This is a genomic window from Sphingobium chlorophenolicum (genome assembly GCF_000722875.1).
GTDB lineage: Bacteria > Pseudomonadota > Alphaproteobacteria > Sphingomonadales > Sphingomonadaceae > Sphingobium > Sphingobium chlorophenolicum.
Genome location: NZ_JFHR01000057.1, coordinates 1 through 18,670 on the forward strand (window position 1 = coordinate 1; position 18,670 = coordinate 18,670).

Consider the following 18,670-nt stretch of genomic DNA (forward strand, 5'->3'; position numbering starts at 1 on the left):
CTCTATGCCGACCGAACCGATGTCGACGCAGGTATCCCCTGGAAGGAACAGGGCCTGAGCGCAGGCGCCGAACTTCAGGGCGACAGGCTGGTGTTCAGGGGACGGCAAAAACTCCACCACTTCTCCCTCCCCAAGGGAAACCCCGCCATCCAGTTCCATGTGGTCAGCCAGCCACTCGTCACCCTCCACTCGCCAACCACCGCTTCGGCGCAAAGCTATATGCGCGTCTATGCAACGCCCTTTGGCCAACCGCCGCAGCTCAAGGTCGTTGGAAAATACTCCGATCAGTTCATATGCAACGACGGCACATGGAAGTTCACATCACGAACTTGCGAGATTTAGGGCCGATCAACATCATGAGGGCGGAACGCGTGCGGCCTGCACGCTTCCGTTCCTTTTGACCGCCTTGCTTTTAGCTGTCCGCTTCTACGCCGCCACGGCGTTGCGGTCGCATGCGATACCGCCCAGTTCGATCAGCAGCCGGGTGTCGCGGAGAATATTATCCCACAATTCGTCGCCCAGCGATTCTTTCAGCGATTCCTGAGCCTTGCGCCATTTGGGAATCGCTTCTTCAAGCGCTTCATGGCCGCGCTTCGTCAGGCGCACCAGCCGCTGGCGCTTGTCGGCCCCTTCGCTGACATCGAGAAAGCCGTCCCTGACCAGAATCTCGACATTGCGCGTCGTGGTGGTCCGGTCGGTTTCCATATGCCGCGCCAGCGTCTGCATCGTCGCGTTGCGCAGATAATATACGCGCATCAGGAGCGACATCTGCACCGGATTGACCGGCGACCCGGCCATGCCGTCGACATAATGTTTCATGATCGCCCGGTTGGCCGCTCGCAGCCCTTCCGCAAGGCAGATATGAGGGGTGTTCCGGACTTCCTCCAGGAACGCGATGGGTCCAAAGGCGCTCATCCTGTTGCGATACACCTATTGAAGATGGGTGTCGACCCTTCCGACAAAGCGTTGGCCGAGACGGCATAGGCCATCTGGAATGCCGAAAAATGGCAGTTTTGCGTTGAAGTTCACAGTGTATGCGCGCGCGTGCCTGGGCGCGCGTATGCGAAGCGGGATTTCATCGAACGTTTCAAAGAGGGATGCGAGATAGAGTGGCAGGCGCGGAATAGGACAGGCTGAAATGAGCGCCTGCTGCATCGATAGGATGTTTTTTGCGGCGGCTGTTGCCTTTGGGTTACGAATTCCGGGTACCGGAAGCGCACCCCCCTCCTTGCGGGAGAGGGATGGCGGAATACAGCCACTACGATGCATTCGGACAGGGATTATGTTCGGCCTTGTCGGGATTGCTTGATTCCGCGTCTTTGGGCGAAAATGCCCTGAAGAACATGCTGACCAGATCGGGGATCAGGCCTTCTATATCCGCCTGACAGGGCGGCTCATCCGCATGCAGCATCCGCAGCGTCGATGCGCCCGTCATCAACGCCGCCAGCATCAGCACATGCCGCGTCCCTGACGCGCCCGGATCCAACTGCTTCCGCACGACCGCCTGATCCAGCGTGAAGCGGAAAATCTCCAATATCCTGATGCTGGGGTCCAGCGCGTCCGGCGCGGGGATATAGCCGGGAATGGGCCGGCCGATCAGAAGCTGGGCCATTTCCGGGTTCGCCGTCGCCCACCGGTCCACGGCCAGCATCGCGTCCCGGATCGCCGCCATGCCCGGCTCCGCGTTCGCGACGGCGCTTTCGACCTCGTGCAACACTTCATTTTCGGCGCGGCGGTAAAGCGCGTCGTAGACGGCCATCAAAGAGGGAAAATATTTGTAAAGCGCCGTAGGCTGCACGCCCAACAGCCGCGCCACCGTCGTCAGATTAAGTCCGGCAACGCCTTGTTGCCGTATGACCTCGATCGACAGATCGAGAATCTCATTGATGGTTTCCTGCCTGCGGCGTTCGCGCAACGGAACGACATGAGACTCGCTCATGGGGAAAGCTCGTATTTTTATCATCTCCTCTCCCGATATTCTTTTTAGTGTTCGGGCTTTACTTGGCATTCAACGACAATGAGGCGTTTATAAACAGTTTCAAGCGCGCCCAAGCCAATACCAGAACACGGTTTCAACCATATAGCAGACGGCCCCGGCAATGTCGATGTCGCCGCGTATTTTAGGGTAAACGGCCCGCCCCCCGGCAACCGGGCATCGCGAAAGTTATGGGTCATAACCATGGCCATGATGCGTAACCAGCGTCAGACAGAACAACTTTATCAATTCATCCAAACCTCTGTAACTCAGGATGATAAATATTATTCTTTATTTAAAAAAACGAACATTTAACTTGGCAATTGTCGATTCTGTTCAAGTTCACACAACACAAAAACAAGGCATGAACGATGCAGGTAAAAACCTTGCCGGAGAGGTGCGTTTCATCAGGCCAATGCGTGATGCTGGCGCCTGGGGTTTTCGATCAGGATGACGATGGCGTGGTCCTGCTGTTGCGGGACACGGTCGATGATGGCGACGAAGCCACCGCCGCCGCGGTCAAATCTGCCGCCAATGTCTGCCCCGCCGCCGCGATCCGGCTCTCGGCCCAACTCTCGGCGAACCAGAAGGCCTGACTTTCAGGCCGGTTCCCACTTCCAGGAGGAGTGTCGGAAGACATGCACGCCAACGCCGCGATCCTGCGCCATGCGCAAGCGCCTTTCGCCATAGAGCCATTGGACCTGCCCGAACCCAGCGGGAACGAGATTCTCGTCCGCGTCGCCGGAGTCGGCATGTGCCACACCGATCTGGTGGTGCGGCACCTGCCCGCCGAATGGGCGCCCCTGCCCGCCGTGCTGGGCCATGAAGGGTCCGGCATCGTCGAGGCGGTCGGCCCCTCCGTCACGCGATTTGCCGTCGGGGACCATGTGGTCCTGACCTATGATTCATGCGGATGGTGCGAGAATTGCCATAGCGGCACGCCCTCCTTCTGCTCCGAATTCAGCGAGCGGAACGAACTGGGGCTGCGGCCCGGATCGCATCGGTCGGGCCGGGATTCGGACGGGGTCGAATTGCAGACGCGCTGGTTCGGCCAGTCGTCCTTCGCCACCCATTCGCTGGCGACCGAACGCAATGTGATCAAGGTGTCGCCGGACCTGCCCATCGAACTGCTGGGGCCGCTTGGCTGCGGCATCCAGACCGGCGCGGGCGCTATCCTGAACGCCCTGCAGGTCCGTTTCGACAGCAGCGTCGTCATATTCGGGACGGGCGCGGTCGGCATGGCCGCGATCATGGCGGCGCGCATCGCTGGGGCGCGGAAGGTCATCGCGGTCGACCTTCATGAAAACCGTCTTCAGCTTGCCCAGGAACTGGGGGCGACGCATCGCATCTCCGGGCGCGATCCGGAACTGGTCGATCAGATCATGTCCATCACGGGGGGCGGCACGACCCATGCGCTGGACACGACCGCCGCGCCCGCCGTCATCACCGCCGCCCTGGCGTCCCTGCGCGCACGCGGGAAGCTGGGGCTGGTGGGCGGCGGCGGCGCGCCGCTGGACCTGCCCCAGGAAGCATTGATGAAGGGCCAGCAACTGTCCTTCATCATCGAAGGCAATTCGGTTCCGCAACTGCTGATCCCGCAACTGATCGAACTCTGGTCGGAGGGGCTGTTCCCCTTCGACCGGCTGATCACCCGATATCCGCTGGAAAAGATCAACGATGCGGAGCGCGATCTTGCGTCCGGATCGGTCATCAAGCCGGTCCTGCTGCCCGGCCGATGACGCGGTGAACCGCTGACACCAACCTTAAAGAAGGCACAAGCCAGTGACGACAGAAACCCAAATCCAGGAAAAGCCCGTCCCCGAAACCACCTTCCCCTGGGAACGCGGTGCCTACGATCCTCCGCCAGCCTATGCCTGGCTGCGCGAGAACGAGCCAGTCCGGCGCGTCGTTCTGCACGACGGCACACCGGCCTGGCTCGTCACCCGCTATGACGACGTGCGGCGCATATTGGCCGATCCCAGGGTCAGTTCGAACCAGAATCTGCCGGGCTTTCCCCAGATCGAACTGGTCCCCCGCCCCAGCGAGGAGGAAACAACCTTCCTCAACATGGACGCGCCGCGCCACACGCTGTTCCGGCGCCTCATCTCCAAGCATTTCATCGTGAAGAAGCTGGAGGTCATGCGCCCGCGCATCCAGGCGCTGGTCGACGAGCGGATCGACCATATCATCGACCGGTCGGAGCCGTTCGATTTCGTGGAGGAAATCGCCCTGCCCGTCCCGTCCACGGTGATCGCCTGGCTGCTGGGCGTGCCGCCGTCGGATCACCCCTTCTTCAACCGGGAGACGGAGGCGCTGCTGGCCGCCAGCCTGGGAACGGAAGAAGCGATCGAGCGCGCCACCGAAGCCTTTGCGAACATCAACGACTATGTCGACCGGCTGATCGCCGAACGCGAGAAGCTGGACGATCCGGGCACCGATATATTGGGCGATCTGGTGCGGGCAAGCAACGAAGGCCAGATCGAGCGGCGGGACGTGCTGAACACCGCGTGGCTGCTGCTGGTCGCGGGCCATGACACGACGGCGAACATGATCGGCATGGGCATGCTGACGCTGCTGGAGCATCCGGATCAACTGGCGGAGCTTCAGGCGAACCCGGCCCTGATCCACGACGCCATCGAGGAACTGCTGCGCTATCTGACGGTCGTGCATCTCATCATCCTGCGCATCGCGACGGAGGATATAGAGATTGGCGGAGTGACGATCCCTGCGGGCGAAGGGATCATCCCGCTCAATTTCGCGGCGAACCGCGACGACGGGCATTTCCCCGATGCGGCGAAGTTCGACATTCGCCGGGGCGCGCGGGACCATGTCGCCTTCGGCTATGGCATGCATCAGTGCATCGGTCAGGCGCTGGCGCGCATCGAATTGCAGATCGTCTTCGAAACGCTGCTGCGGCGGATTCCGAACCTGCGGCTGGCGACCGATCCGGCCGACATCAGCTTCAAAAGCCATGCGAGCATCAACGGCATCGCCCGGCTGCCGGTGGCGCTCTAAAAACCGATGGAGGGACATGGCATGGAAGAGGCGACGACTCTCGTCACCCCGCAGATGGTGGCATCGAAAGGCGTCTGGCATTCGTTCGAGACGAGCTTTCCGATCACGGCCACCGACATACGCCGCTGGGCGATAGCGACCTATTGGGGAGAGATGCCGCCGCGTCTCTTCTGGGACGAGGATTATGCCAAAACGACGCGGTGGGGCGGCATCGTCGCGCCGGAGGATTTCAATCCCTTCGCCTGGCAGCTTCCCCGCGAACTGACGGAGGAGGAATTGCGGCTTCAGGGCGCGATCCCCGGTCAGGAAACGAAGAAGGGCGACAATATCCTGAACGGCGGTCAGGTCGACAGTTTCGGCGCGCGCATGCGTCCGGGCGACGTGATCTCCAGCCGTTCCCGCCTCACCGGATGGGAGGAGCGGGAGGGCCGCAACGGCCTGACGCTCTACACCTATAACGAGACCGAATGGACGAACCAGCGCGGTGAATGGGTGAAGTCCCGCGTCATGACCCTCATTCATTATTAGGAGCTTCGCCTTGTCCATTTTCTTCGAAGACATCGCCGTGGGCGACCAGATTCCGGCCTTCACCCGCAAGACGACCATGATGGAATGGAGCCGCTTCGCCGCGGTGAACGAGGAGTTCGTCTATGTCCATATGGACGATGAGGCGGGACGGGCGGCGGGCCAGCCGGGCGCGTTCGGCATGGGCAATCTGCGCTGGGCGTACATGCTGAACGCCCTGCGCGACTGGGCGGGCGACGAGAGCGAGATCAAGGAACTGGCCATGCAGTTCCGCGCCATCAACCAGAAGGACGACATATTGTCGGCCAAGGCCACGGTCGTGGACAAATCGGTCGCGGATGACGGGTCCAACCTCATCCACCTGCAGATCGACGTGGAAAATCAGGACGGCAAGGGCACTTCGCCGGGGCGCGCCATCGTGGCGGTTCCGTCCCGCGCATGAACCTTGCCGCAAGAACGATCATTTTTCGGGAGCTTTGACTGAAGATGGATGCGCTTGGCGATATTCGCGTGATCGAACTGGCGACCGGCGTCGCCGGCCCCATTGTCGGCATGTTCTGTGCCGACTTCGGCGCCGACGTCGTGAAGGTGGAGACGCCGGACGGCGATCCGGAACGCGACCGTCCCGGTTTTCCGATGTGGAACCGGGGCAAGCGCAGCGTCGTGATCGATCCCGGAACGGCCGACGGTCGCGCCTGGCTGCGGAAGCAGATCGGCGGCGCGGACATGCTGATCGTCAGGGGCGACGACGAACTGGCGGCTTTCGGGCTGGACGCCATGGCATTGCTGGCCGAGCATCCCCGCCTGATCCTGCTGGAAATGCCCGTCTATCTTCCCGGCCATGTCCCCTGGGCGGGCGGCGTCGAATCCGCCGCGCTGCTGGGGGCCTATGGCGGCCAGTTCGCCCGCCAGTCCTCCGTATCGGGGGAGCCGGTCGAGTCCGTCTATCAGACATTGCTCTATGCGCATGGCCTGTGGGCGTCGGTCTGCGCGGTGGCGGCCTTGATAGAGCGGGAGGGTTCGGGCTTCGGGCAGCGCGTCACCGTGTCCGGGATCAACGCGCTTCAGCAGCTTACCATGATATCGCTGGTGGTCGATCCGAACGCACCTGACCCCAGCACGGCCGTGGGGGGCGCGGGGCGGCATCCCACCTATTCCCGGATGATCGCGGGCGACGGCAAATGGTTCACCAGCGGCGCTCTCGGCCCCCGGTTCGAAGCCATGTTCATGGAGGTGATCGGGCTTGGCTCGATTGTCGAGGATGAACGGCTGGGCGGCAGCCTGGCGAACATGGTCGCGCCGGAGAATATCGGCTGGGTGCAGAAGGCCGTCGAGGAAGCGGTATTGAAGCAGCCGCGTCAATATTGGCTGGACCGGCTGGACGCCGTCGGCATCCCCTCAGGGCCGATAGACGAGCGCGACGGATGGCTGGACCATCCGCAGGTCGCCGCCATGGGCATGCGGGTCGAGGTCGACGATCCCGATCGCGGCACTGTCGTCATGCCGGGCGTCCCGATCAACCTGACCGCGACGCCCGGAACCGTTCGCGGCCCTGCCCCTGCCCTTGGCGAGCATAGCAGCAAGGTCGCGCCATGGCCCGCCCAGCCCCGTCCGGCTGCCGAGGCGCGCCCGCTCATGCGTTCCGGCCCATTGTCGGGCATCAGGGTCGTCAACAGCGGGCCGTTCCTGGCCAGCCCCTATGCCGGATGCCTGCTGTCCGCGCTGGGCGCGGACGTGATCAAGGTGGAACCGCGAGAGGGCGACCCCTTCCGCAAACCCGCTTATGGCGCGAACCGGGGCATGCGCAGCATCGCCATCGACCTGAAGCATCCCGACAGCATCCGGGCTTTCCACAAGATCATCGAGGGCGCGGACGTCTTCATCGACGGCCTGCGCCCCGGCGTGACGAAGAGCCTGGGCATCGACTATGACTCGTTGAAGGCGATCAACCCCGGCATCGTCACCATGTCCCTTTCCGCCTTCGGCCAGACCGGCCCGCTGGGCGGGCGCGGCGGCGTGGACATGGTGTTGCAGGGCATGGCCGGGATGATGTCGGCGGAGGGCGGCGACGGCGAACCCATCGTCAACACCATATCCGTCTGCGACATCAGCACGGCCTCCATGTCCTCCCTCACCATCGCGCTTGCCCTGTTCCACAGGCTGCGGACCGGGGAAGGCCAGCGGACGTGGGACACGCTGCTGGGCACCGCAACCTACCTCCAGTCGGCGGAGATCATCCGGTTCGAAGGCCGCCCGCCCGCCATCGTCGGCGGCGTGGACTTTCAGGGGGACGGCGCGTTCGACCGCATGTACCGGGCGGCGGACGGCTGGGTCCGGATCGCCGCGCCCGACGCCCCGGCGAAAATCGCCAGCTCCCTGGAAATTCCGGAAGAACGGCTGGCGGACAAGGACGGAGCCATCGCCGCCATCGGAGCCGCCATCGCCAATCTCAACCGCGAGGAAGCGACCCGTCGCCTCAACCGGGCAGGCGTGCCGTCTGCATCCGTCAGGAAGGTGACGGAGGTGCTGCGCGATCCCCGGCTTTGCGAGGCGGGCTTCGCCCATGTCTATCCTTCCGACAATGGCGGTTTCATCGCCACGCCGGGGCGCATCGCTTCCTTCAGCAGGACCGAATGGCGGGGCGTGCTGAAGCCGCCGGGGATCGGCGAGCATAGCGTCCGGATATTGGAGGATGCGGGGATCGATCCCGCGACCATCGACCAGTTGATCGAACGCCGCGCCGTCGCGGTCGGCGGACCCATGCCGCAGATATTGCCCCATGCCTATCGTTGAGCCTCGGATCGCAAGCATAAGGAAAAAGCAGCCGTGAACGCCATCGCAATGACCATAAATGGTCGATCCGTGGAGACGGGGGCCACCTTCTCCGTGATCGATCCATCGACGGGCGAAGCCTTTGCCGAGGCCCCCGCCGCCAGCCCCGAACAGTTGGAGGAGGCGATGGCGACCGCGCAGGACGCCTTCGGTTCATGGAGCCGCGACGAAGGACTGCGCCGCAGGGCGTTGAAGGAAGCCGCCGGTCTGGTGATGGAGATTGCCGCCGAAATGGGACCGATACTGGCCCAGGAACAGGGCAAGCCGCTGGCGGACACGGGCATAGAGTTTGAGGCGTCGGCGGAATGGCTGAACTATTATGCCGATCTCGAACTGCCGCGAGAGATCGTGCAGGACGATGCGACGGCCTATGCGGAAATCGTCCGCAGGCCGCTGGGCGTGGTGGCGGGCATCACGCCGTGGAATTATCCCATCGCCCTCGCCTTCTGGAAGATCGCGCCCGCCCTGCGCGCCGGCAACACGCTGGTGCTGAAGCCGTCGCCCTATACGCCGCTTTCGACGCTGGCGGTCGGGCAGGCGCTGCAATCGATCCTGCCGCCCGGCGTGCTGAACGTCATTTCCGGCCCGGACCCGCTGGGCGCGGCGATGACCGCCCATGCCACGCCGCGCAAGCTGACCTTCACCGGGTCGACCGCGACCGGCAGGAAGGTGATGGCGTCAGGGGCCAACGACCTGAAGCGCGTGACGCTGGAACTGGGCGGCAACGATCCGGCGGTGATATTGGACGATGCCGATATATCCGCCATCGCGGACGAGCTGTTCTGGGGCGCCTTCGCCAATAATGGGCAGGTGTGCGTCGCCATCAAGCGCATCTATGTCCATGAAAGCCGCCATGACGAACTGGTCGAGGCGCTGGCGGAGCGCGCCCGTTCCGTGGCGGTCGGCGCCTGGGACGAGGAAGGCGCGCTGCTGGGGCCGCTCTGCAACAGGCCGCAGTTCGAGCGCGTGAAGGAGTTGGTCGCGGAAGCCATCGGCATGGGAGCGCGGGTCGCGGCGGGCGGCGCGCCGATGGATCGGCCCGGCTTCTTCTTCCAGCCGACGATCCTTGCCGATCTGGACGAAAGAGCGCGGATCGTGAGCGAGGAGCAGTTCGGACCGGCGCTGCCGATCCTGTCCTACAGCAATGTCGACGATGCGGTCGCCCGCGCCAATGCGGGTCCGTTCGGCCTGACCGCGTCGGTCTGGTCATCCGACCCGATCCGCGCCGCCAATGTCGGGCTGGGGATCGAAGCCGGGCAGGTGCAGGTCAACGGCCATGCCATGGGGCTGCAACCCCACCTCCCCTTCGGCGGGCTGAAGTCGAGCGGCATCGGCGTCGAAAACGGACCATGGGGCCTGCACGGCTTCACCGACATCCAGCTTCTCTACGCGCCCCCAAGGCGGGCGGCGGCCTAGGGCGACGGAACAACGAAACCACAAGCAACAAGTTGAGGATATGTCATGGGTGCATTGGAAGGACGGGTCGCGATCATCACCGGGGCCGGACGCGGCATCGGAGCGGCGATAGCGCGGCGCTACGCGGCGGAGGGCGCGAAGGTCGTCATCAACGATCTGGGCGGCGATACGACGGGCGAAGGCAGCGATGTGGGACCGGCGGCAGCGGTCGCCAGCGAAATCATCGCCGCCGGGGGCCAGGCCATTGCCGACGGCGGCGACATCGCCGACGTCGCGACCGGCGAACGGCTCGTCAGCCTGGCCATCGAGAAGTTCGGCGGGCTGGACATCGTGGTCAATGTGGCGGGCATATTGCGCGACCGGATGATCTTCAATCTGGACGAGAAGGACTGGGATGCGGTCATCCGCGTCCACCTGAAGGGCCATTATTCGACCATCAAGCCTGCCGCCGCCTATTGGCGTTCGCTGCGCAATCCGCACGGCGATTTCCGGATCATCAACTTCACCTCCGCTTCGGGCCTGCACGGGTCGCCCGGCCAGCCCAATTACGCCGCCGCCAAGATGGGCGTCGTCGGCCTGACCATGTCGCTGGCGAACGGGCTTGCCCGCTATGGCGTTACGGTCAACGCCATCGCACCGGGCGCGACGACGCGGCTCACCGAAACCGCGCCCGAAGACAAGAATGTGGACGGCCCGGCGCGGGCCGACGACCCCTATACGCCCGACCGCGTCGCCCCCATCGCCGTTTTCCTGGGTTCAAAGGAATCGGGCTGGATGTCCGGGCGGACCATCGGCGCGGCGGGAGGAGAGCTGATGCTCTACAATATTCCGGAGATGATCAAGACGGTGGAGGGCATGGCCGATCTCGACGCCGCGACCTTCGCCGCCATGGTGGAAAAGGAATTCCGCCCGCTCGCGGACGGGCTGGCGCCCAGCGTCTACTTCGATTCCCAGATGTGAACCGGGCCATGACTTACGGAGATTCATGATGTCGATCGGGCCTATCCCCGAACCTACTCCGGAAACCGCGCCCTTCTGGCAGGGCGCGGCGGAAGGAGAGTTGCGCATTCAACGCTGCATCCGTTGCGAGAGCTTCTATTTCTATCCGCGTCCCTTCTGCCCGAAATGCAATTCGGACGAGGTCGAATGGAAACGAGTGTCGGGGCGGGCGCGGCTGTCATCCTACATCATCAACTATCGTCCATCGCCGGAATTCGAAAGCAAGGATCCGCAGATCATCGCTCTGGTGACGCTGGAGGAAGGCCCGCGCCTCTGCACCAATATCGTCGGGGTCGAACCGGAACCGGATAATCTTCGGCTGGGGATGGAACTCCAGGTCGCGTTCGAACCGCGCGGCGACCAGTTCCTGCCCGTCTTCAAGCCCGTCAGGATATGAGCATGCCCTTAATTTCCCCCAATGGAGGCAATATCGCCATCGTCGGCGCTTCGGAGACGGAACGTGTCGGCGTCGTTCCCGATATGTCGATGATCCAGTTGCATGCCGACGCCGCCCGGCGGGCGCTGAAGGATGCCGGGCTGACGCCCGCCGACGTGGACGGCATCGCCACGGCGGAGACGCAGGTCATCGAAGTGGCCGCCATGCTGGGGATCCGCCCGCGCTGGATGGACGGCACGACCATCGGCGGGTGCAGCTTCATGGCCCATGTCCGCCACGCCGCCGCCGCGATCGCCACTGGGCAGGCCAGCGTCGTGCTGATCACCCATGGCGAATCCGGCCGGTCATGGGTGGGCATGCCCAACTATTCGATGAACCCCAGGGGTCCGGACGGACAGTTCGAACAGCCCTTTGGCGCCATCGCCCCCTATTCCCTGTTCACCCTCCCCGCGCTGGCTTTCCTGGAGGCGCGGGGCATGGGGCAGCGCGACCTGGCCGAAGTGGTGGTGGCGCAGCGCGAATGGGCGATCCCCAACGAACGCGCCCAGCGCCGGACGCCAGTGACGGTCGATGAGGTTCTGACGGGGCCGCGCGTCGCCTATCCCTTTACCCGCGACATGTGCTGCGTCGTCACCGACGGCGGCGGTGCGCTCGTCCTGGTCAGCGCGGAGCGGGCACGCGACCTGCCGAGCGCGAACCGCGCCGTCTATCTGATGGGTTCCGGCGAATCTTGCGAGAGCGTGCTGGTGTCGCAGATGGACGACCTGACCTCCTTCGGTTCCTTCCGCCGGGCCAGCGCGGAGGCGTTCGAAACGGCCGGCGTCACCCATGACGACATCGACCATGCCATGTTCTACGATGCGTTCGCGCACCTGCCCCTCTACATGCTGGAGGATACCGGCTTCGTGGGCTTCGGCGAATCCGGCGCCTTCCATGCCGAAGGGCACACGCGTCCGGGCGGTCGCCTGCCCATCAACACAAATGGCGGCGGCATGTCCTACACCCATTCCGGCATGTACGGGATGTACGCCATCCAGGAAGCGGTGCGCCAGTTGCGCGGCGAAGCCGTGGTGCAGGTGCCCGACATGAAACTCAGCTTCGTCCAGGGGGTCGGCGGGCTCTTCTGGTCGGCGGCCTCCCTCATCCTGTCCAACCAGGCGCCCTAGGGAGGGAATGAAGGCTTCGATCCATCAAAAGCGCTGCCAAGAAGGAGGCAAACTCCTCTACGGCAAATCAAGGAGAGAGAAAATGAACAGATTGGGGTACCAGCTACTATACGGCGTTTGCGCCTTCGCATTGGCCCAACCCGCCCTGGCGCAGGATAGCGGTCCGGATCAGGCCACGCCGGAAAGAAGCGCGTCGGGATCGGTCAGCAACAGCGACATCGTCGTGACCGCTCTCCGCCGGTCGGAAAGGTTGCAGGACGTGCCGGTGTCGGTGACGGCGCTGGGCAGCGGGGCGCTGTCGCAGCAGCGTCTCCAGCAGGTCAGCGATCTTGCCGGATCCGTCCCCAATCTTCAGGCGTCGACGGTCGCCGGGGACGGACTTCCGATCTTCTCGCTGCGCGGCGTTTCGATGTCGGACTTCAGCTTCAATCAGCAGGGGCCGGTCGCGACCTATTTCGATGAAGTCTATAAGGGCAGTTTCCCTCTGCTGGGACTGGGCATGTTCGATCTGGAACGCGTCGAAGTCTTGCGGGGACCGCAGGGAACCCTGTACGGAAAGAATACGACCGGCGGCGCGATCAACTTCATCAGCAAGAAGCCGGGGCATGATTCCGAAGCCTATCTGAAACTGGGCTATGGCAATTATAATCGCTATGACGCCGACGGGGCGGTGCAGGCGGGCCTGGGCGACAAGCTGGCGGCGCGCATCGCCTTCACATTCTCCCGCGCCGATGGCTGGTTCAAGAATCTGATGCCGGGCAAGCCCGACGGCAGCGCTGTGCGCCAATATGGCATCCGCGCATCCCTGCTGTTCGAACCGAACGACAAGCTGGATTTCATCCTGCGGCTGACGACCAGCCTGCAAAATCCGATCGAATATGGCGTGCTGGGCGAACCGGTCGGGTCTTTGGGCATAGGGAACGGGGTCTATGAGACGTTCGGCGCGTCCAGCTATTTCAGGACCGGCCTTGGACGGCGGGAGATGGAGGCGGACAATATCGGCCGGCATCGGCACCGCACCTATGGCGCGTCCCTGACTGGAAACTGGCATGTCACGGACGCGATGACCGTCACGTCGGTGACGTCCTACGACTATGGACGGCTGCGCGTGGTCGACGAGGCGGACGGCACGCCGCTGCGGGTGCTGGAGGCCGACCTCAAGGGACGCGGCAAGCAGTTTTCGCAGGATCTCCGCCTGTCTTCGGACTTTGATGGGCCGTTCAACTTCATCTTCGGCGCCTATTATAATGTCGAAAATCTGTGGAACGAAACGTCGGCGGGATTCTATAGCGATATCGACGTGAACGGCGACGGCGCGCTGACTGCGGAAGATTGCGTCGACAGCGGCTTCGCGGTTTCCTGCATCTATCGCAATCAATATAAGCAGGTCAGGAAAAGCGCCGCCGTCTATACCGACATGAATTATAAATTGTCGGATCACCTCATCCTGCGCGGCGGCATCCGCTATACGCAGGACCGCGGCAAGGTGGTCGGCTATCGCGCCCAGATCGAAGGACCGGACCGCGTTCCGATCGTCAACACGATCCCTGGGGACGATCCGTTCAATTTCGATGCGTCGACCAGCGCTCGTTTCAAGAAAGGCACGGTCACCGGCAAGGTCGGCGTCGATTTCAAGACCGCCGACAATGACCTGATCTACGCCAGCTTCAGTCGCGGCTATCGCGCCAACGCCTTCAACGCGCAGGCCTATTTTTCGCCGGACGAATTGAACGTGGCCAAGCCGGAAACCGTCAACGCCTATGAATTGGGCTTCAAGAGCCAGTTCCTGGACCGCGCCGTGACCTTCAACGGAGCGGCATTCTATTATGATTATCGCGATCAGCAGGCGATCAGCGTCAATTCCGTCACGCATATCCAGACGCTGATCAATATTCCCAAGTCCCGCATCATGGGCGCGGAATTCGAACTGACGGTGCACCCGGTCCAGGCGCTTCGGATCAATGTCGGCGTCGGCATATTGGACACGAAGATCAAGGAAGGAACGCTCAACGGCACGTCCCTGCGGGCGAACCAGTTGCCCAACGCGCCGAAGCTCAGCGCATCGGCGGGTTTCGATTGGGATATAGTGGAGACCGGCAGCGGAAAGCTGAGCTGGGGTGTGAACAGCAGTTTCACATCGAAACAATATTTCGACCTGTTCAACACGGAACGCACCGCGCAGAAGAGATATGCGCTGGTCAACAGCCAGCTTACCTATCGATTTGCCGACGATCGTTATGGCATCAGCCTGTGGGGCAAGAATATATTCAATAAATATTATGCGCGTTATTCGCTGGACCTGTCCGGCAATGGATTCGATTACACCCATCTCGCCGATCCTCGTACCTATGGGGTCAGTTTCGACGCGAAATTTTAAGGGCGCCGCTTTTCAGCGACAGCCCATGCGAAAGGGGAAGCGCGCCGCGTCGGATTTCGATGCGGCGCGCTTCCCCTTTTTGGCCGTGAGCGCCCCTCCCGGCGAATCGCGAAAACATCCTCTTCGCAGGCCGGCATCGGCGTCGGTCCGGCGCGCATTTACATAATATGCTGTTTTCAGGGCATTTAATTTTCCATCGTCTCCCCTTGAACAACAATGTTTTCATTGGTAACAATGTTTCCACGGAATTTGGACGTTGTGAGGAGAATGGAAATGCGGACGCGGATCACTGATCTTTTCGGCATCGAACACCCCATCTTGCAGGGCGGGATGCACTATGTCGGCTTCGCCAGCCTGGCTGCCGCCGTTTCGGAAGCGGGTGGCCTCGGCTTCATCACGGGCCTGACGCAGCGCACGCCGGAACTGCTGGCGAAGGAAATCGCGAAGGCGCGGGAACTGACCGACAAGCCGATCGGCGTGAACCTGACCTTCCTCCCGACGTTCAGCGCCCCCCCCTACCCCGAATATATCCAGGCGATTGCCGAAAACGGCGTGAGCATCGTGGAAACCGCGGGACGCAGCCCCGAAGAATATATGCCGCTCTTCAAGCAGGCCGGCATCAAGGTCATCCACAAATGCACCTCCGTACGTCACGCGCTGAAGGCTGAGCGGATCGGCTGCGACGCGGTCAGCGTCGACGGCTTCGAATGCGGCGGTCATCCGGGCGAGGACGACATCCCCAACATGATCCTGCTGCCGCTGGCGGCCGAGGCGCTGACCGTGCCCTTCGTGGCGTCGGGCGGCATCGGCGACGGTCGCGGTCTGGTGGCCGCGCTGGCGCTGGGCGCGGAGGGCGTCAACATGGGCACCCGCTTCGTCGCGACCAAGGACGCGCCGGTCCATGAAAATGTAAAGCAGGCGCTGGTCGACGCGACCGAACTGGATACGCGGCTGGTGATGCGGCCGCTCCGCAATACGGAGCGCGTGCTCAACAATACGGGCGTGGAGAAAATCCGCCAGATCGAGCAGGAAAAGGGCGCGTCGATCAAGATCGACGATATTTTCGAGCAGGTCGCGGGCGTCTATCCCAAGGTCATGGTCGAAGGCCAGGTCGAAGCCGGCGCATGGAGCTGCGGTCTGGTCGTCGGGTTGATCCACGACGTGCCGACCGTGAAGGAACTGGTCGACCGCATCATGAGCGAAGCCGATGAGATCATCTCCAAGCGCCTCAGCCGCTCCATGAGCGGTGCGCTGGAAGCAGCGTAAGCGACATGCCCTCCGGCACGGCCCGTCGGGACGGTGGCGTCGACCTGCAACAGGTCCGCGCCACCTACCGGGATGAAACACGGTCCGCCATCCTCGCCGCCGCCGCGCGGATATTGAGCGAGGAAGGGCCGGAGGCGCTTACTGTCAGGCGCGTCGCAGAGGTGGTCAACGCCTCGACCAAGATGATCTACACCTGCTTTTCCGGCAAGGCGGGGCTTCTGGACGCGCTTTACATCCATAGTTTCGACGGGCTTGGCCGCGAATTCGGGAATTGCCGGGTGGAACCGGTGCCGATCGATCGGCTGAAGGCGATGTGCAGGGCCTATCGCGCCTATGCGCAGGCGGAACCGGCATTCTACAATGTCATGTTCGGCGATCTGGGGCGCGCCTATGAAGCGCCGCTCGACAGCCGTCGGCAGGCATGGTCGACTTTCCAGGCCATACGCGAAACGGTCGCGGCCTGCCTCCCCGAAGAGCGGCGGGATGAATCGAGGCAAATCTCCCAGATGCTCTGGGCGACGATGCACGGCGTGGTCAGCCTGGAACTGAGGAATCTGCTTGGCGAGACGACGAATTGCAGCGACCTGTATGACAGGACGATAGAACTTTTCCTGTCGGCGAACGGCTTGAGCTGATCCTCAAACCGGCCGGCGGCGATATTCGTCCGGCGGCAGCACCCAATGCTCCACCACATGGGCCATGATCATGGGCGTCGCCGGTCCGCCGTCGCGCTGCATGGCGGACATCGCCTCCAGCAGCGTCGCGGCGTCGGCATACCAATATTCGTCGCAGCGCCGGAAGGGCAGCGGGCGGTCCTCCACGAAGACGAGCCGCACGAAGTCCATCGCCTGCGTCAGGCGATGGGCCGAATGGCGCAGGGCGTTTCGCGTCGCGTCTGCCGGAATCCCGGCTTCGTCATTGGGCGCGTCGTGCAGGACCATCAGCTTCGCGCCGCCTGTTGCGATGGATACCCGCTGCCGGACCGCCTCCCCCCGTCCGCCATAGGCGACCCGCTCGGCCGCATTGCCGAAACGCTGCTCGTCCGGCCGGAGCATGCGCATATAGTCGTCATTATCATAGGCGTTGGCCAGCGCCGACTGGTCTTCGAACCAGAATTCGGAACAGTTCCGGAAATCGGGGAATGGAACGGGACCATCGCCGAAGCCGACGGCATGCAGCGACTGGACATGGTTCTGCACATAGCCCGCGCAGTGGCGCACGAACCCGTCGCAGCCTTTGACCAGCTCCGCATGGTCGAACAGCAACGTCCGATGATAATCCTCGGTCGTCCAATCGGGCTTGTTACGGCCGAACACGAAAAACTTCATCATGGCATCATCCCAGCGATCCGGCTCAGCAATCCATACGGCCCGGCCAATCGGCCGGGTCCGCCGGGCAGCATAGCGGACCGGCCAGCCGGACCAGTCCCATGCAGACGGGACCGAAGCGTCAGGCGATGGCCTTGACCGAGGCAGTCCTGTTCTGTCCCGCCAATATATTGAACAGCAGCGGGGCGAGCGCCGCGCTGATGATCGCGACCAGCACCATCGCCGCGTTGGTGGCGGTATCCAGCACCCCGATCCGCGTGGCGATGTCCGACGCCGCGACGATCAGGCTGAGGCGAGCGCTCAGCAATATGCCCGCCGCCAACGCCTTTCGCCCCCCGTGGATCGGAAGCAGCAACAGCGAAGGGATGATCTTGTTGGCGAAGGCGACCATGACGAAACCCGGCACCAGCATCAGGGCTTTGGGCGATGCCAAAAGCGCGGGAATATCGAATTTCAGGCCGACATTGATGAAGAAGAAGGGCACGATGAAGCCGTAGCCGATGGCCTCCAGCGTCTCCCGCCTGTGGCTGTCGCGGGGAATGACCTGTCCAAGCAGCAGTCCGGCAAGGAAAGCCGCCAGCACCAGTTCGGACTCCAGCATCTCCGCAAGCCATGCCGTCAGGAACAGCAGCGCAAGGCTGAGGCGGATCAGCGGCAGGCTGGTCCGGCTGTCCAGACGCGCCACCGGCACCCGTTTCAACAGCTTGGGCAGCAGCCAGATCGCGGGAACGGCGATAGCGACCAGCGCAAAACTGCCCAACGCGCCCCCGGCATGGCCGCTGACGACGATCCCCGCCAGAGCGGAAATGGCGATCATCGTGAAGAAATCCGCCAGCAGCGCGGTGGAAAGGATCGTCTGGCCATAGGCGCTGTCGGCCAGCCGCCGTTCCTGGATGGTCGGCACGACGATGCCGACCGAAGTGGTCGACAGGATGACCGCATAGATCGCCAGATGAAGAGGCGGCGTCGCCGGGTCCAGCAGCAGCCAGGCGCCCAGCGCGGCCATGACGACCATCAGCAGCGACATGGCGATGGCCAGCATCAGCGGACTTGCCCGTTCCCCCTGCCGCCCGCGCGCGAGCAGCATGGCAAGATCGATCTCCAGCCCCGCGATCATCATCAATATCGCGAAACCCGCCTTGGCCAGCAGTTCCATGGAATGGCCGGGCGTCAACAACCCCATGAAGTTGGGGCCGATGACGATCCCGAAGGCAATTTCCAGCACCAGCGCGGGCAGCAACGCCCTGGGCATCCATCGGGCGAAAAGGGCTGCGAAAGCGCTGCCGGCGCATGCCAGCGCCAAAAGGGAAACTATCACTCAAACCTCTATATGCGGATCGTGGCGCCGCGAATTCGCAATTGTTTCTTCCGATG

General features: G+C 63.1%; 18 protein-coding genes. 14 read left to right on the forward strand and 4 right to left on the reverse strand.

Annotation, left to right across the window (positions count from 1 at the left end):
- On the forward strand, positions 1-342 hold a 342-nt coding region (locus BV95_RS18405), incomplete at its 5' end, for a nuclear transport factor 2 family protein (RefSeq protein WP_037455506.1).
- Between the two features lie 84 nt (positions 343-426).
- On the opposite strand, the gene BV95_RS18410 is transcribed toward BV95_RS18405, so the two are convergent.
- Both BV95_RS18410 and BV95_RS18415 read right to left on the reverse strand, forming a co-directional pair.
- On the reverse strand, positions 427-915 hold the full coding sequence (locus tag BV95_RS18410) for a MarR family winged helix-turn-helix transcriptional regulator (RefSeq protein ID WP_037455599.1): 489 nt from the start codon (positions 913-915) through the stop codon (positions 427-429).
- A 343-nt stretch (positions 916-1,258) separates the two neighbouring features.
- Positions 1,259-1,939 (reverse strand): TetR/AcrR family transcriptional regulator, encoded by a 681-nt coding sequence (locus tag BV95_RS18415; RefSeq protein WP_174544496.1) that lies wholly within the window; start codon positions 1,937-1,939, stop codon positions 1,259-1,261.
- A 407-nt stretch (positions 1,940-2,346) separates the two neighbouring features.
- On the opposite strand from BV95_RS18415, the gene BV95_RS18420 reads away from it, so the two are divergent.
- The 13 genes from BV95_RS18420 to BV95_RS18480 all read left to right on the forward strand — a co-directional run bounded on the left by BV95_RS18420 (position 2,347) and on the right by BV95_RS18480 (position 16,603).
- Positions 2,347-2,571, forward strand: coding sequence for a ferredoxin (locus BV95_RS18420; RefSeq protein ID WP_037455509.1), 225 nt, complete (start codon positions 2,347-2,349; stop codon positions 2,569-2,571).
- A 42-nt stretch (positions 2,572-2,613) separates the two neighbouring features.
- Positions 2,614-3,714, forward strand: coding sequence for an NAD(P)-dependent alcohol dehydrogenase (locus BV95_RS18425; protein ID WP_037455513.1), 1,101 nt, complete (start codon positions 2,614-2,616; stop codon positions 3,712-3,714).
- Between the two features lie 43 nt (positions 3,715-3,757).
- Positions 3,758-4,990: a cytochrome P450 gene (locus BV95_RS18430; protein ID WP_037455517.1), complete on the forward strand. Its 1,233-nt coding sequence runs from the start codon at positions 3,758-3,760 to the stop codon at positions 4,988-4,990.
- Positions 4,991-5,011: 21 nt separating this feature from the next.
- Positions 5,012-5,518: an FAS1-like dehydratase domain-containing protein gene (locus BV95_RS18435; protein WP_037455520.1), complete on the forward strand. Its 507-nt coding sequence runs from the start codon at positions 5,012-5,014 to the stop codon at positions 5,516-5,518.
- A 10-nt stretch (positions 5,519-5,528) separates the two neighbouring features.
- Positions 5,529-5,957 carry a hotdog family protein gene (locus BV95_RS18440; RefSeq protein ID WP_037455523.1) on the forward strand — a complete coding sequence of 143 codons (429 nt, stop codon included), beginning with the start codon at positions 5,529-5,531 and terminating at the stop codon, positions 5,955-5,957.
- 44 nt (positions 5,958-6,001) lie between these two features.
- Complete coding sequence (locus tag BV95_RS18445; protein ID WP_037455526.1) at positions 6,002-8,308, forward strand: CaiB/BaiF CoA-transferase family protein; 2,307 nt, start codon at positions 6,002-6,004, stop codon at positions 8,306-8,308.
- A gap of 33 nt (positions 8,309-8,341) precedes the next feature.
- Positions 8,342-9,763 (forward strand): aldehyde dehydrogenase family protein, encoded by a 1,422-nt coding sequence (locus BV95_RS18450; protein WP_037455528.1) that lies wholly within the window; start codon positions 8,342-8,344, stop codon positions 9,761-9,763.
- Between the two features lie 45 nt (positions 9,764-9,808).
- The gene (locus BV95_RS18455) at positions 9,809-10,723 is read left to right on the forward strand and encodes an SDR family NAD(P)-dependent oxidoreductase (protein ID WP_037455531.1); all 915 of its coding nucleotides are present in this window, start codon (positions 9,809-9,811) and stop codon (positions 10,721-10,723) included.
- A 25-nt stretch (positions 10,724-10,748) separates the two neighbouring features.
- Positions 10,749-11,159 carry a Zn-ribbon domain-containing OB-fold protein gene (locus tag BV95_RS18460; protein WP_174544495.1) on the forward strand — a complete coding sequence of 137 codons (411 nt, stop codon included), beginning with the start codon at positions 10,749-10,751 and terminating at the stop codon, positions 11,157-11,159.
- A gap of 2 nt (positions 11,160-11,161) precedes the next feature.
- Positions 11,162-12,325 carry a thiolase C-terminal domain-containing protein gene (locus BV95_RS18465; RefSeq protein ID WP_037455536.1) on the forward strand — a complete coding sequence of 388 codons (1,164 nt, stop codon included), beginning with the start codon at positions 11,162-11,164 and terminating at the stop codon, positions 12,323-12,325.
- 82 nt (positions 12,326-12,407) lie between these two features.
- On the forward strand, positions 12,408-14,702 hold the full coding sequence (locus tag BV95_RS18470; protein ID WP_037455541.1) for a TonB-dependent receptor: 2,295 nt from the start codon (positions 12,408-12,410) through the stop codon (positions 14,700-14,702).
- 273 nt (positions 14,703-14,975) lie between these two features.
- Positions 14,976-15,968: an NAD(P)H-dependent flavin oxidoreductase gene (locus BV95_RS18475; protein WP_037455548.1), complete on the forward strand. Its 993-nt coding sequence runs from the start codon at positions 14,976-14,978 to the stop codon at positions 15,966-15,968.
- Positions 15,969-15,973: 5 nt separating this feature from the next.
- The gene (locus BV95_RS18480; protein ID WP_013849614.1) at positions 15,974-16,603 is read left to right on the forward strand and encodes a TetR/AcrR family transcriptional regulator; all 630 of its coding nucleotides are present in this window, start codon (positions 15,974-15,976) and stop codon (positions 16,601-16,603) included.
- A 3-nt stretch (positions 16,604-16,606) separates the two neighbouring features.
- Here the strand turns inward: BV95_RS18480 and BV95_RS18485 are convergent, their stop codons facing one another.
- Together BV95_RS18485 and BV95_RS18490 are read right to left on the reverse strand one after the other, a co-directional pair.
- Positions 16,607-17,299: an EthD domain-containing protein gene (locus BV95_RS18485; protein WP_037455553.1), complete on the reverse strand. Its 693-nt coding sequence runs from the start codon at positions 17,297-17,299 to the stop codon at positions 16,607-16,609.
- A gap of 118 nt (positions 17,300-17,417) precedes the next feature.
- Positions 17,418-18,614, reverse strand: coding sequence for a cation:proton antiporter (locus BV95_RS18490; RefSeq protein WP_037455557.1), 1,197 nt, complete (start codon positions 18,612-18,614; stop codon positions 17,418-17,420).
- Between the last annotated feature and the right edge of the window lie 56 nt (positions 18,615-18,670).

Excerpts from the sequence above, each read along its gene's own strand:
- BV95_RS18475 (WP_037455548.1), top strand. The coding sequence starts at position 14,976 with ATGCGGACGCGGATCACTGATCTTTTCGGCATCGAACACCCCATCTTG.
- BV95_RS18410 (WP_037455599.1), bottom strand. The coding sequence starts at position 915 with ATGAGCGCCTTTGGACCCATCGCGTTCCTGGAGGAAGTCCGGAACACC.
- BV95_RS18465 (WP_037455536.1), top strand. The coding sequence starts at position 11,162 with ATGCCCTTAATTTCCCCCAATGGAGGCAATATCGCCATCGTCGGCGCT.
- BV95_RS18460 (WP_174544495.1), top strand. The coding sequence starts at position 10,749 with ATGATGTCGATCGGGCCTATCCCCGAACCTACTCCGGAAACCGCGCCC.
- BV95_RS18455 (WP_037455531.1), top strand. The coding sequence starts at position 9,809 with ATGGGTGCATTGGAAGGACGGGTCGCGATCATCACCGGGGCCGGACGC.
- BV95_RS18425 (WP_037455513.1), top strand. The coding sequence starts at position 2,614 with ATGCACGCCAACGCCGCGATCCTGCGCCATGCGCAAGCGCCTTTCGCC.
- BV95_RS18480 (WP_013849614.1), top strand. The coding sequence starts at position 15,974 with ATGCCCTCCGGCACGGCCCGTCGGGACGGTGGCGTCGACCTGCAACAG.
- BV95_RS18435 (WP_037455520.1), top strand. The coding sequence starts at position 5,012 with ATGGAAGAGGCGACGACTCTCGTCACCCCGCAGATGGTGGCATCGAAA.
- BV95_RS18470 (WP_037455541.1), top strand. The coding sequence starts at position 12,408 with ATGAACAGATTGGGGTACCAGCTACTATACGGCGTTTGCGCCTTCGCA.
- BV95_RS18415 (WP_174544496.1), bottom strand. The coding sequence starts at position 1,939 with ATGAGCGAGTCTCATGTCGTTCCGTTGCGCGAACGCCGCAGGCAGGAA.
- BV95_RS18485 (WP_037455553.1), bottom strand. The coding sequence starts at position 17,299 with ATGATGAAGTTTTTCGTGTTCGGCCGTAACAAGCCCGATTGGACGACC.
- BV95_RS18445 (WP_037455526.1), top strand. The coding sequence starts at position 6,002 with ATGGATGCGCTTGGCGATATTCGCGTGATCGAACTGGCGACCGGCGTC.
- BV95_RS18420 (WP_037455509.1), top strand. The coding sequence starts at position 2,347 with ATGCAGGTAAAAACCTTGCCGGAGAGGTGCGTTTCATCAGGCCAATGC.